Source organism: Streptomyces sp. NPDC058092 (assembly GCF_042884935.1).
Lineage (GTDB): Bacteria > Actinomycetota > Actinomycetes > Streptomycetales > Streptomycetaceae > Streptomyces.
In genome coordinates this window covers 24151-36923 of sequence record NZ_JBHVSY010000031.1, presented here as the reverse complement: position 1 = coordinate 36923, position 12773 = coordinate 24151, and the positions used below count along the sequence as shown (strand labels likewise).

General features: G+C 68.0%; 20 protein-coding genes and 1 pseudogene. All 21 read left to right on the top strand.

What is annotated here, in order from left to right; translation table 11 throughout:
* Positions 1-46 precede the first annotated feature (46 nt).
* Positions 47-706, top strand: coding sequence for a ParA family protein (locus ACFVV1_RS35220; protein ID WP_389998056.1), 660 nt, complete (start codon positions 47-49; stop codon positions 704-706).
* A 98-nt stretch (positions 707-804) separates the two neighbouring features.
* The gene (locus ACFVV1_RS35215) at positions 805-1866 is read left to right on the top strand and encodes a ParB/RepB/Spo0J family partition protein (RefSeq protein WP_389998053.1); all 1062 of its coding nucleotides are present in this window, start codon (positions 805-807) and stop codon (positions 1864-1866) included.
* A 632-nt stretch (positions 1867-2498) separates the two neighbouring features.
* Positions 2499-2867 carry a hypothetical protein gene (locus ACFVV1_RS35210; RefSeq protein WP_389998050.1) on the top strand — a complete coding sequence of 123 codons (369 nt, stop codon included), beginning with the start codon at positions 2499-2501 and terminating at the stop codon, positions 2865-2867.
* 345 nt (positions 2868-3212) lie between these two features.
* The gene (locus ACFVV1_RS35205; protein ID WP_389998047.1) at positions 3213-3626 is read left to right on the top strand and encodes a hypothetical protein; all 414 of its coding nucleotides are present in this window, start codon (positions 3213-3215) and stop codon (positions 3624-3626) included.
* 132 nt (positions 3627-3758) lie between these two features.
* Positions 3759-3983, top strand: a complete 225-nt coding sequence (locus ACFVV1_RS35200) for a hypothetical protein (protein ID WP_389998044.1) — start codon at positions 3759-3761, stop codon at positions 3981-3983.
* Between the two features lie 182 nt (positions 3984-4165).
* A complete protein-coding gene (locus ACFVV1_RS35195) occupies positions 4166-4510 on the top strand; it encodes a hypothetical protein (RefSeq protein WP_389998041.1) in 345 nt (114 codons plus the stop codon).
* 107 nt (positions 4511-4617) lie between these two features.
* On the top strand, positions 4618-5064 hold the full coding sequence (locus ACFVV1_RS35190) for a hypothetical protein (RefSeq protein WP_389998039.1): 447 nt from the start codon (positions 4618-4620) through the stop codon (positions 5062-5064).
* Positions 5065-5105: 41 nt separating this feature from the next.
* Positions 5106-5369 (top strand): hypothetical protein, encoded by a 264-nt coding sequence (locus tag ACFVV1_RS35185; RefSeq protein WP_389998036.1) that lies wholly within the window; start codon positions 5106-5108, stop codon positions 5367-5369.
* Positions 5366-5857: a hypothetical protein gene (locus ACFVV1_RS35180; RefSeq protein WP_389998034.1), complete on the top strand. Its 492-nt coding sequence runs from the start codon at positions 5366-5368 to the stop codon at positions 5855-5857. Before ACFVV1_RS35185 ends, ACFVV1_RS35180 begins: the two co-directional genes overlap by 4 nt.
* Positions 5854-5985, top strand: a complete 132-nt coding sequence (locus tag ACFVV1_RS35175; RefSeq protein ID WP_389998032.1) for a hypothetical protein — start codon at positions 5854-5856, stop codon at positions 5983-5985. The genes ACFVV1_RS35180 and ACFVV1_RS35175 overlap by 4 nt, the downstream gene beginning before the upstream one ends.
* Positions 5982-7385 (top strand): hypothetical protein, encoded by a 1404-nt coding sequence (locus ACFVV1_RS35170; protein WP_389998030.1) that lies wholly within the window; start codon positions 5982-5984, stop codon positions 7383-7385. Before ACFVV1_RS35175 ends, ACFVV1_RS35170 begins: the two co-directional genes overlap by 4 nt.
* 11 nt (positions 7386-7396) lie before the next feature.
* Entirely contained in the window at positions 7397-7585 is a 189-nt protein-coding gene (locus tag ACFVV1_RS35165) for a hypothetical protein (RefSeq protein ID WP_389998026.1), read from the top strand.
* Positions 7586-7646: 61 nt separating this feature from the next.
* A complete protein-coding gene (locus ACFVV1_RS35160; protein ID WP_389998024.1) occupies positions 7647-8216 on the top strand; it encodes a hypothetical protein in 570 nt (189 codons plus the stop codon).
* A complete protein-coding gene (locus ACFVV1_RS35155; RefSeq protein WP_389998023.1) occupies positions 8213-8596 on the top strand; it encodes a hypothetical protein in 384 nt (127 codons plus the stop codon). The genes ACFVV1_RS35160 and ACFVV1_RS35155 overlap by 4 nt, the downstream gene beginning before the upstream one ends.
* A complete protein-coding gene (locus tag ACFVV1_RS35150) occupies positions 8589-8966 on the top strand; it encodes a hypothetical protein (protein WP_389998020.1) in 378 nt (125 codons plus the stop codon). The genes ACFVV1_RS35155 and ACFVV1_RS35150 overlap by 8 nt, the downstream gene beginning before the upstream one ends.
* Positions 8959-9804: a DUF5131 family protein gene (locus ACFVV1_RS35145; RefSeq protein ID WP_389998018.1), complete on the top strand. Its 846-nt coding sequence runs from the start codon at positions 8959-8961 to the stop codon at positions 9802-9804. Before ACFVV1_RS35150 ends, ACFVV1_RS35145 begins: the two co-directional genes overlap by 8 nt.
* Positions 9805-10018: 214 nt before the next feature.
* Positions 10019-10249, top strand: coding sequence for a hypothetical protein (locus ACFVV1_RS35140; RefSeq protein WP_389998016.1), 231 nt, complete (start codon positions 10019-10021; stop codon positions 10247-10249).
* On the top strand, positions 10246-10749 hold the full coding sequence (locus ACFVV1_RS35135) for a RusA family crossover junction endodeoxyribonuclease (protein WP_389998014.1): 504 nt from the start codon (positions 10246-10248) through the stop codon (positions 10747-10749). The genes ACFVV1_RS35140 and ACFVV1_RS35135 overlap by 4 nt, the downstream gene beginning before the upstream one ends.
* 59 nt (positions 10750-10808) lie before the next feature.
* Positions 10809-11051, top strand: a pseudogene (locus ACFVV1_RS35130) (WhiB family transcriptional regulator); the annotation flags it as partial.
* Between the two features lie 260 nt (positions 11052-11311).
* Complete coding sequence (locus ACFVV1_RS35125) at positions 11312-12178, top strand: hypothetical protein (protein WP_389998011.1); 867 nt, start codon at positions 11312-11314, stop codon at positions 12176-12178.
* Positions 12175-12711, top strand: coding sequence for a single-stranded DNA-binding protein (ssb, locus tag ACFVV1_RS35120; protein ID WP_389998008.1), 537 nt, complete (start codon positions 12175-12177; stop codon positions 12709-12711). The genes ACFVV1_RS35125 and ssb overlap by 4 nt, the downstream gene beginning before the upstream one ends.
* Positions 12712-12773 lie beyond the last annotated feature (62 nt).

The window sequence follows — 12773 nt, the reverse complement described above, 5'->3', positions numbered from 1 at the left end:
CTCTGCCCGAAGTACCGGAACCCGCGGGAAAGCATACGGAGCACCCATGCCAGCAGCTGTACACGTCGTGTCCATCGACCCCCAAGCCTCAACGGTCTGGTGGGCGAACAGGATCACCGACCTGCCGTTCGACTTCTCTCAGGAGCACGAGACCCCTGAGAACCTGGCGATCCTGAAGGACTCAGGAGCCAAGGTCCACGTCATCGCCAACCAGAAGGGCGGTGTCGGCAAGACCACCGTCACCCTCAACCTGGCCGCCGTCGTCGCCGACGTTCTCAAGGGCACCGAAACCCTTCAGCACGTCTTCATCGACACCCCCGGCAGCCTCCAGGACGAGAACCTTCTCCTCGAAGCCTTGAAGTACGCCCACGACGTGATCATCCCGATCCCGCCGGAAGGCCTCGCGTTCGACCCGACGGCCCGCACCATCAAGCAAGTTATCGAGCCCACCGGACTCCCGTACAACGTCCTGATCAACAACTGGGACCCCCGGGACGGCCAGCTCGACCTCGTCGACACCCGCGCGTACATCGAGGCCCAGGGGTGGACCAGCCTCAAGAGCGTCATAAGGCGCTACAAGGTCCACACCCGCGCCTCCGTCGAGGGCCGCGTTGTCACCCAGTACGAGGAGAACAAGCCCTCCTTCAAGGCCCGTGAGGACTTCTACCGCCTCGCCATTGAACTCGGCTACGGCGGTGGTGCCTGATGGCAGGCCGCCGTACCAGCCTTGCGTCCCTCGCCGCCCAGAAGGTCGACGACGTACCTGGGCGCAGCGACCCCCTCCTCCTGACCCTGCCCCTCTCCGTGCTCGTCCCCACCCGGTTCAACCCGCGGCGGAACTTCGGTACGGAAGAGGACCTCAAGGAGTTCGGTCTCGTCCTGAAGCGTCGACAGCTTCAGCCCGCTGTCGTCGTCTCGCGCAGCGCGTACCTCAACCTCTGGCCGGACGAAAGCGAGGCAGTCGGGTCGGCGCAGTACGTCATCGGCAACGGGGAACGCCGCTTCCGCGCGTCCCGAGCGATCGGACTGACCACCCTCGAGGTCGTACACAAGGAGGACGTCGCCAAGACCCGGGCCGACTTCCTCGACGCAGTCCTCTCCGAGAACAACGACCGCGAAGACCTCGACCCCATCGAACGCGCCCTCGGCATCGAGACGATGGTGAGCGAGCTCGGCGGAGCGGACAAGGTTGCCGAGCACTACAGAAAGTCCAAGGGATGGGTGAGCCAGCAGCGCAAGCTCCTCAAGCTCACCCCAGAGCTGCAGGCCCTGGTCAGCTCAGGCGAACTCCCCATCCGGGTCGGACGCGAGATCGCTGGCCTTCCCGGAGGGGAGCAGGCGGCCGCGTGGGCGGACGAAACAGTTCGCAGGCAGGAGACCAAGGCGCTGCCGCGGGCGCGCCAACGCAAGACTGAGCGCAAGCTGGTTCCAGCGCCTCCGCCCGAGCCGGGTCGGTTTACCGCGGTAAACCAGAGTGCGGCACCGACCGCCTTGCCGGCGCCGACTGCGCCCGCAGGCTCGCCCCCGGCACCTCCAGCACCTCGGCCCGACGTGGTTCAAACCGTGGGCGTGCCGGAGACGCCGTTGCCTGAGCCGCGTCCGCAGCCCGACGGAGCCGACGAGACCGAGGTGGGCAAGGAGCACGTCGATCCCTTGGTTCGGCCGCCGGTGAAGATGCCGTGGCACGACGGGGCGGAGGCGATGAAGATCGTGTTCTGGAAGCTTGACGAGGAGCAGCGGCGACACGCGATCGGCCAGTACCTCGAGATGGTCGGTGGCCCTGAGGCGGCAGCCGCTGATCTGAAGGCCGCAGCGTCACCCACGTACCGGCAGGCACTCCTCGAGCACCTGCGCAGCGACGCGTAGCACCATCAGGCAACGGCCCTTCCACTCCAGCTCAGGGGAGACCGGCGGGGCCGTTGTCATGCGCGGTCAGATCCGGTCGAAAAGTCTCGCTGTGCCGGGGTTTTTCAGTCACCCGACCGAGTGATAGGACGTCACGCCCCTTCCCCATGCACACGCCATCGACTTGGTTGGAGGGGCCGCCGCCCCACGAGGTGGCCGGCCGCAGGGGGCGGAGGTCTCCCCTCACGGGATCGCAGCGCCTCCGCCCCCGCACCCCCACCCATCACCGGGTTTCCGCAACCCCTCCCGGAGCGGTGAGCCCGCGGACTACAATCACCGTCATCTGGCGGGCATGTCCCGTGAGGTCTCAAGCCCCCGCGGCTTGGTGGGTCGTTGTCGGCAAAACTCCAGCCCCCCAAATCCGTCGGGGGCTCCCTCATGCCCCGACCCAGTACCCAAAACGGGAATGGCCGGGAGAATACCCCCGCCGCAGTCACGACCGGATCAAAACTCAGGCACGGCTTACCGACATGGCGACATTGCTGTCACAGTGGGCACTCCCTGGTAGGCCACCGGCAGCCGAACCAGGGGGAGATCCGCGGACTGCGACCACGGGTTCCCCTTCCCAAGAGCCGGAGGAGCGGAGACGCCCCATGCCCCCATCCGCCAAGCCCGCACATCCCAGCGACGGGCCCCCAGGCCCCCCGGGTACGGTCATCCGGTTCGACCGCCGCGCCGCGCGCGGTGGCCGCGGCCGGCGGGTGGGATCGCAGCCGGGCCCGCCCGAACCTGCGGCGGCTCGCACACCGCAGCAGGAGCTGGCCATCACCCTTGAGGCCATGTTCCTGCACAACGACAGGACCCTGACCGACGCCCCCACCGCGGAGGCGTTCCAGGTCACGCTCGACGCCGTCCTCCTCATGCTCAACGGATCCCGGGAGGAGCACCTGGTGGGGGAGGAGGCGTACCGGCACCTTGCCGGGATGCTCCACGGCATGCGCGGCGCACCCGAAGCCCTGTGAATATGCCGAACACCAATGCGGGTTGATCTGGGACAACTCACCAACAGCCCCTTGCGCACCGTTGATCACTTACCACGTTCTGTTCAACTCGCGACAAAGTCGTGCCAGACTGGGGCGTCCGGAATAACCCGGAGTAACAGCCTCCGGCCTCCGGCGCGCGCCCGGCTCACGAACAGTCACGCATCGCGCCCCCAGGCCGGATTACGGGACGGGGACACCATGGGTCTGGGAGCCGACGACACTGCCGCACAGCGACTCCGCCTCCTGCAACAGGAGTTTGTGCAGCCCGTCCGATCCGGACCCGGCGACGGACGCTCATCACGCCCCACCCACGCACCCGCCCCCGTGAACCTTGGCGTCGTCGACCGCATCCGCGCCGCCGTGTACGAGGTTGAGCACCACACCCGGACCATCACTCCCGACGCCGGCCAATACACCGGCGAGGAATCCCGCGTCTACGACTGGGCCCGCCAACACACCGCCCACCTCAAGACCGAGCAGCAGAACGCCCGCGAGGCGATCATCTACCGGCAAGGTCTCGAGCACGCCATCGCTGCGGGCGACACCACCGTCGTGCGGAAGCACCCCTGCCCCCAGTGCGGCTGCTGGGGCCTGTACTGGCGCGAGGCAGCGCAGCGTGCGGTCTGCGTGAACCACTACTGCGTCGACGACGACGGCGTCTCCCACATGTGGGAGCTGAAGCGACTCGCACACGACCACATCGCCCGAAAAAGTGCCGTAGCGCGCTGTGCAACCTGACCGCCCCCTTGGCGGTCTACCTAACAGCACCACAACTTCATCACACGAAACCCTCAAGCGGATTCTATGAATCCACCCCCTGTATCGGCCGCCGGAGCTGCGAACGATGGCCGTCGAGACTGGGAGCACCCTGTGGCCATACCGACGGTCGTCCCGTACACGGTCGCCAGCGACATGCTGTCCATCAAAGAGATCAGGGACCAGCTCAAAGCAACCGGGCACCCGGTCACCGCCGACGACATCGAGCGGTGGATACGCGAGCAGGACCTGTACGTCGAGAAGTACCGACGCGACGTCTACGTCTCGTACAGCGACATCCTGATGGCTCACCAGGAGCACGTCGGCAGCCAGAACTGACTCGCCGGCCGTCACCTGATCGCCCCTCACCTCTAGGCCCCAGCCCGGCGGTGGGGGGTTTTCTCATGCCCTCACACATTCACATTCCTATTGTGCTGACCATGTGAATTCGGGTAGTCTGGCGTAGCCGACAACGGAGACGCACACAGCGTCCCGGAGTACCCCATCCCAGGAGGCCCACGATGGCCAACGCCGTGATGACGCACGCCCCGACACAGCCCCGCGAGATCCACCCGCACCACCTCGCAGCACCCATCGCGGACCAGGTCAACGAACTCCTCAACAAGGCCGACTGGCACGCCGACCACCTCGAACTCGCCGCCAGTGCCCTCCTCCACCGCCAGGCCATCCAGCTCATCGGGATCCGTCCGCCGGCCTCCGGTGAACTCGCCCGGTGCAGCTGCCAGAACTGCTACTGCGGCGCCATCTTCGACGCCGCGAAGGCCCGCACCTACATGGACGGCCCCATCGAGTTCGTCCAGTGCGAGACCTGCGCCGACGAACACCGCCTCACCGGCAACGAGTAACCCCCAGCTCCCCGGCCCCGAGTCGAGCACCACACCCGAAGGGGTGCGCAGTAGCTCCCGGGGCCGGGTGCCCGCCCTCCACGCCACGCCCGGAACGGGAGATCGCCATGACCAGCACCCTGACCCGCACCAGCACCGGCACCATCCTCAACGTCGCCGGTCAGCTCCTCAGCTACTTCGGCCTCGAGCGGACCGACCTCATCAACACCGGGCGGGAAGCGCTCAGCATCGAGGCCGCCGTGTTCCGCGCCGTCACCGGACGCATCCCGAACGCCTTCACCCGCGACCCGCACACCGCGGAGCTCCTGATCGAGACGAACGAGCCCACACAGGAAGCACTCGCCTGGATCTCCGCAGTGCTTCCCACCGACGCCCCGCACGACCCGGACACCGGCATCGATGACCACCTCGAGCACGTCCGCACCTGGGCCAGCACCCCGGACTTCTTCACCGGAGTCGTACCGGAGGCGTTCGAGGTCCTTCGAGTCCTCCAGCACGCCAAGCAGGCCGTCGAGAACCTCGCCGCCGTCCCCGCCCAGCGCATCGCCGCCTGACCACCCGTCCTCCGCACCACCGCCCAGAACGGACCCACGCCATGACCACCATGACCATCGCCCTCGCCGACACGGACGGCCAGGACCCCGCCTACTACGCCGGCCGCGCCGACGCCTACGACGACCACCGCGCCGGAACCGACCTCGACACCCTCATCGTCCGCCTCGGCTACCTCATGAACGCCCACCCGGACCTTGCGTACGTCACCGGGTACGCCGACCGCGTCCTGGAGATCCGCGCCGAGACGGCTGCCGTCACCGCCGCCGAGACCGAGCTCGCCCACACCCTCGGCGGTGCCCTGTGAGCGCCGACCTGACGCCGGACACGCCGGTGTGCTCGCAGGAAGCGGCCCGCGCGGCTGGCCTGGACGTGGCCCCGAGCCCGGCCGAACTGCTGGCCGTAGCGGAGTCGATCGTCTCCTCATGGGGCGACCGAGCCGCCGACCCGGACGACGTGGTGGCGAGCACGGCGGACACAGGGGCCCAGCTGGCCCGTGCGGTGCCGCTGGTCCTTGCCGGGCTGGACCGGCTGCGCGCCGAGCGGGAGCGGTGGGAGGCCAACTGGCGTGCTGAGCGGACCCTGCGTTTGGAAGACGAGACGAAGCTGCGTGCCCGGGTTGCCGAGCTGGAGGGCGCAGCGAATTGCTCGTCCGAGATCACGACATCGCTGGGCACCTCGGAGTGTGCGCTGCCGGTCCGCCATCGGGGGGACCACCGGAACGCCGAGAAGAACCACTACTGGTCCGACGAGTTCGCCACGCGGCAGACCGAGGCAGGTACGCCCACCCCGTGACCTGGCCGACCGCACCCGAACTCATCGCGCTCGTGCTGGGAGCCGTAGCCATCGCCATGATCTGCGCCTCCCAGCACGGCATAGGCACCACCAACCCGCAAGACCCGCCGGACGGAGACAAACCGTGAGCAGCACCAAGTACGCCGGAGAACCGGCCGCCCGCTTCATGAGCTTCGGCGCCGGCGTCCAGTCCATCACCCAGGCCCTCCTCATCAAGGAAGGCAAGCTCGAGAAGCCGGACGCAGCGATCTTCTCCGACACCGGATGGGAGCCGCAGGGCGTCTACGACATGCTCGACCGCGTCGAGCGGGAGATCTTCCATCCCCTCGGCATCCCCCTGTACCGCGTCAACAACGGCATCATCCAGGACGACGTCCTCAACCCGAACAAGATGCGCGGCATCCCCGGGTTCACCGCCAGCAAGCCGTATGAGGTCGAGGTCGTCGACCGGTGGGCGATCTGCCCCGACGAGACGTGCGGGTGGCGGAAGCTCCGGCAGGTCAAGATCGACAGCGTTGAGGACTCAAGCGAGATGAGCCTCTTCACCGTGGTATCGGCAGACCTAACCGACATGGCAGGCCTCTTCGACTCCGTCGTCATGGTGCCGGAACGTGCAACGCTCGACGACCTCGACGAACTCACCCGCATTGCGGAGCAGCGGGAAGACGACGACGGCGATGACGACATCATCTACTCGGACCAGGTCGCCACGGCGTTGCGCCGTGCAGGCCTGGACCGACTCCCCGAGAAGCACGACGCCTGCCGTTCCATGGGCGTCATTGCTACCGCTTCGCACACCGAGATCCGCCGCGACTACGGGATGCTCAACCGCAAGTGCACCCAGACGTACAAGCTGCAGCCGATTCTGGAGCAGGTCCGCCTCCTCCTCGGCTGTGTCGTCGGCGAAGAGAAGCTCTGCCGGTACTGCAACGGCGAGCGCGAGCGTGTCGCACCCTGGCGGGCCAAGCGCGGCGAGACCGAAGTCGCCGAATGCTCCGTCTGCGAAGGCACCGGCGTCATAAGCCGCGTCGGACAGCCCCCGGCCGGCGTGTGGGCTGAGCAGTGGATCGGGTTCTCCACCGACGAGATCACCCGTGTTTCCAACCGTGGCGACACCCGCTACAGCAAGTCCCGGTACCCGCTGCTTGAGCTCGACATGTCCCGCGAGCAGTGCATCGAGTACCTCATCGCCCGTGGGTGGGGCGACGTCGTCAAGTCGGCCTGCAAGGGATGCCCCTTCAAGTCGAACGCCGAATGGCGACGGATGCGCGACACCGACCCCAAGGCGTGGGCAGAAACCGTCGCCTTCGACAAGGCGTACCGGAACGGGCCCGGCATGAACCACCAGCGGTTCCTCCACGCCTCCTGCCTCCCCCTCGACGAAGCGCCCATCGACGTCAAGCAGGCCCGCGAGTGGAAGGCCAGCACCGTCCCCGACCAGGTGTACGCCGCCCGCCTCAAGCTCGCCGACGAAGGCGACCCCGACGGCTGCTCCCCCTACGCCTGCCGCTCCGGCAACGCCGCATAAGGAGACCCGCCATGGACCGCATCTACATGAACCGCACCCCCGGCGACGAGCGCATCCACATCGAGATCCCCAAGCGGGACCTCCCCGACCTCCTCGCCGACCTCGAGCCGGAAGAAGACGGATTCCAGTACGAGGCAACCCGCCGGCTGATGGAAATCCTCCGCGCCGCCGACCACACCTTCAACCGCCCCCAACCGTGACCTGACCTCGGCCCGGCACCACAACCACCGACCCCCAGCTGCACCGGACGGAGAACACCTCGTGACCAGGAAGACCAGCACCAAGCAGCGCCCCACACGCTCCGCACGATCCGCAGCGAAGAAGCCCCAGCTCCCCGCGGTACGCGCGGTACTCCCCGTCCGGCCCTCCGTCCGGCCCTCCGTCCGGCCCCACACCGACACCCCGCCCACCCTCTACAGCGAGTTCATCAGCGAAGACCAGATCGCTGCCGCCTACCAGGCCCGGCTCGCCGACCTCCCCCTCATACCCATCACCGCCTGGAAGCCCGGCGCCATCGGCAGCGTCACCGCCCTCTTCCCCTCCGGCGCCACCCTCACCCACACCGCCGGCACCCCCGGTTTCGACGCCCTCACCCCGTGCCCCCAAGGCGCCACGCACCACAACCACATCACCAACGGCGCCCAGCTCCGTGAAGCCGCCGCGGCTGCCGCCCACTGCACCCAGCTCCACGGCCGGCCCCGCACCCTCACCCTCGCCCAAGCCGCCACCACCACCGCCGACACGCAAGCACTCACCCGCAACGACATCGACACCGGCCTCACCAACCGCGCCGCCGACACCGAAAAGCCGAAGGGACACCCCCAGTCATGACCCACACGGACCAGATCGACAGCCCCGCTGAGATCCAGAAGATTGGCAGCACCGAGTGGCTCGCGAACCTGCCGGTCGACGAGCGCATGGTGCATGCCGAAGTGCTCGCAAAGTTCGGCGAGCAGGTAATCAACCCGAGCTACGAGGCCGCCCTTGTGCACCTCAAGTTCGCGGTCAGCCGCGTCCGCGAACTCGAAGAGACGCTCAAGCAGATCCGGCACCTCCACAAGGACTCGCCCATGGGCCCCTGCCCCGTCTGCTTCGACGGCGACGACCACGCAGCCGGCGGAGACGGACTCGTTCCCTACCCGTGCCCCACCGCACGCCTCGCCGGAGCCCAGGAGTGCAACCCCATCCCGCGCGAGGCCCGCCATGGCTGACACCCACGACCAGACGTACCTCGAAGGTCTCGTCACCGACCTCGTCGTCCGTACCGACGCCAACGCCCTCGTACTCGCCGAGAACGGCGACAACCAACTCGGCCGCCCCTACCCCGGACACACCGGATACCGCATCTGGAACGGCAACCTCACCACCGTCGGCCACCGCGACAAGACCACCTTCGCCCTCGAAGCCGACGCCATCCTCCCCGCCCACCTGACCGTCGACATCGCCGACCACCGGCACGCCCGACTCGACGACGAAGGCACCTGGACCCGCTGCCCCGCAGACGCCGACGGAGCCGTACCAGTCACCGTCGCCCTCGCCCGAATCCACCACCAGGACGACAAGGAGAACGACCGTGGCTGACAAGACCGGCATCGAATGGACCGAGCAGACCTGGAACCCCACCACCGGCTGCGACCGCCTCAGCCCCGGCTGCGACAACTGCTATGCCCTGACCATGGCCAAGCGCCTCAAGGGCATGGGCGCCGCGAAGTACCAGACCGACGGCAACCCCAAGACCTCCGGCCCCGGCTTCGGTGTCGCCACCCACGCCAGCGCCATCACCGAACCCCTCCGCTGGAAGAAGCCCCGCAAGGTCTTCGTGAACTCCATGAGTGACCTCTTCCACCCCGGCATTCACACCGCCGACCTACATCTGATCTTCGGCGTCATGGCGGCAACGCCCCAGCACACCTATCAGGTACTCACCAAGCGACACGGCCGGATGCGCAGCCTCCTCAACGACCCCCAGTTCGCCCACATGGCCTTCCATCGGGCCAAGATGTACGGCCGCCCTGACACCGCCGCCCGGACCTGGCCTCTCCCGAACGTATGGCTCGGTGTCAGCGTCGAAGACCAGAAGTGGGCGGACATCCGCATCCCTGCCCTCATGCAGACCCCAGCTGCCGTCCGCTTCCTGTCATGCGAGCCCCTCCTCGGCCCTGTACGGCTGCACCCAGGACAAGGCCAACTGCCCGACTGGGTCATCATTGGCGGCGAATCAGGTCGTGGCGCACGCCCCTTCGATCCGCAATGGGCCGCCGACCTCATTGCCGACGCCCACGCAGACGGCGCAGCCCCGTTCGTGAAGCAGCTCGGATCCGTCTGGGCACGCGACAACGGGGCGTCCGACGCCAAGGGCGGCAAGCCCGCCGACTGGCCCGAACACCTCCGCGTCCGCGAGTACCCGGGCACCCCGTGACCGAGTACGAGATCGCCTGCCTCGGCAAAACGTGCTTCCCCAGCCGAAGCACCGCACGACGCCGAGCCCGACAGATACGCGGCGAAGGCGGACCCCACTTCCACACCTACCGCTGCCCGTTCTGCCGCGGCGTTCACCTGGCCCACCAGCTAGGACACGCAACCTACCTCCGCGACACCCCACACGGCCCCACACCCATCCAGGAGTACGCCGCATGAAGAACCTCCTCCACCACAAAGCAGCCCCGCACTTCGCCCTCGGCCTGATGCTCGGCGCCATCCCCCTCATCGCCACCGAAGGCCGCGTCAACCTCCCCCTCCTTGCCCTCTTCTCACTGGTCGTCGTCCCCGCCATGACCCTCACCGCCGTACACATTGCCCGCATCACGGAGAGGCGCCAGCTCGAAAACACCTACAACCGGCCCGCGCACGGGGAGGACCAGTGACCACCGCCCCCACGCTCATCAGCGAGCACCGGCTCACCATCGTCGTCCACGGCCGGCCCGCTCCTCAGGGCAGTAAGCGCTATGCCGGGCACCGCCTTAACGCCGCCTCCGGCCGTGTCAGTGCCGTCCTCGTCGAACAGTCCAAGCGCGTCAAGCCCTGGCGAGCCGTCGTTACCCGCGCCGCCATGGAAGCCATGCTCGACCACCGCCTCAGCTACCCCCTCGACGGGCCCCTTGAAGCCGAGATCGTGTTCACCGTCCTCAAGCCCGCCAGCGCCCCCAAGCGGAAGCGCACCTGGCCCATCACCCGCCACAGCGGCGACGTGGACAAGCTGATCCGCTCGACTTTTGACGGGATCGCGGACGCCCAGGCCGTAGTCGACGACTCCCGCATCATCCGCGTTACCGCCACCAAGGCCTACCCCGGCGAGCACCCCGACGCCCTCGCCCAGCCCGGCGCCATCATCCGCCTCTACACCCTCACCGGAGACCCGTCATGACCGCCACCGCCATCGAATCCGCCGCCCTACGAGACCGGCCGCGAAACACCACCACCGACCTGTCGTGGCGCCACGAATCCGCGTGCCGCTGGATCGACCCCGACCTGTTCTGGCCGCAGGGGGAGAGTGCTCCCGCCCGTAAGCAGGCCGAGGAGGCCAAGGCTGTGTGCGCGAAGTGCCCGGTCCGGGCCCAGTGCCTGGAGTGGGCGGTGGACACCGGGCAGGACTTCGGCGTGTGGGGCGGCATGACGGAACGGGAGCGGCGCGCCGTACACCGTCGGAAGGCGCGGTCGTACGGGCGTGGCGAAGTTTCTGCACTGGAGCAGATCCTGACGGAGCGCCTGGACTTGTTCGAGGCGGCGCGGGCGAAGGGCCTGCAGCCGGGTCAGATAGCCCGGGAGCTGGGGACGAACGTGCAGACCGTGAACAACGTCCTCGCCATCCTGGCCGACCGGGCGCAGCTCGACGCAGCCGTCGAGGACGTGGCGGCATGAAGCAGGAAGCCTCTACGTCTGCCGTCAGGCTGGCATCCGCCCGGTGGCAGGTTCGCCGCCGACAGTTGATGAATGCTGGTCAGTGGGAGCCGTTCGTCGACGCGGAGCCGGTACGTGAGCATCTGCGGCAGGTGAATGCGGCGGGGATGTCGTACCGGGCGATCTGCGAGCGCCTCGGCTTCGCGCAGGACTCGTCTCTGCAACACCTGATGTGGGGGCGCGGAGAGTACGGGCCCGGCCAGCAGGTCCGGCGGGAAACAGCGGAGCTGGTGCTGTCGTACTGGCCGTCGCTGGGGGACTTCCCGGACGGTGCACGGATCGACGCCACGGGGACACGCCGACGCATAGAGGCGCTGGCGGTACGTGGCTGGCCGCGGCACCTGATGGCGAAGCAGGTCGGCATGACGGAGACGCACTTCCGTAAGGCGTCCGGTCGGGAGCGGGTCACCGCACGGCTGGCTCGCGGGGTGACGGCGTTGTACGACGCCTGGTGGGACCAGGATCCGCTGGAGCACGGTGTGCCGCTGGGCTCGGTGTCCCGGGTGCGGGCTGATGCTGCAAGGTCGGGGTTCCGTTCGGCGCTGGCGTGGGACGACGACACGATCGACGACCCGTCCGCGGTCCCGCAGACCGATGCTGCGCCGGCCGGTTACACCGAGGGCGAGAACGTCGTCGCCCGGTTCCTGATGGGCGAATCCGTGATCATCGACAACGCAGGCCGGCGTGAGGTGATCGCCCACCTCATGGAGTGGACGCAGGACACCCCGGCAGAGATCGGGGCCCGCCTGGACATGACGGGGGACACGGTGTCCAGGGCGTGGGAGCGCATCAAGCGCAAGGCCCGTGATGAGGGCCGCAAAGCACCGTGGCGGCGGGTGTACGTACCGCTGCGCGACACGGATCTGACACGAGATGACATGAGGAGTGCGGCATGAGTAGCAGCATCACGTTGACAGGCCGGATGACCGCGGTGCCCGAATTGCGCTTTAGTGCGCAGGGCGTGGCGGTAGCCGCGTTCACGATCGTCACGTCGCGGCGGGTGAAGGACCAGCAGACCAACGAGTGGTCGGACGCGGATGTCACGTACTGGGACTGCAAGGCGTTCAAGCAGCTTGCCCAGAACATCGCGGACTCCCTGGACAAGGGGATGGAGGTGGTGGCTACGGGGCGTGTGGTGCAGGAGTCGTGGGAGGACAAGCAGACCGGGCAGAAGCGGTCGAAGATGGCGGTCCGTATCGATGCGATAGGGCCGAGTCTGGGCCGTGCGACCGCGGTGGTGACGAAGGCTGGTTCGGGGCAGGGGCAGCCGGCGTACCAGCAGGCCCGTCAGCAGCAGAGTCAGGCGTCGGCGGAGGATCCGTGGGCGCAGAGCACGCCGGGTACGGGCCGGCCCGCGGGTGGCGGTGGCGGGTGGGGGAGCGGCGCCGGCGGTTCTGGTGGCGGCTACTCGGACGAACCTCCTTTCTAGAGGTCGCGGCGTGTGATTGAGGGTCCGGTTCCCGGTTCGGGGGGCCGGGCCCTTTGTCGTGG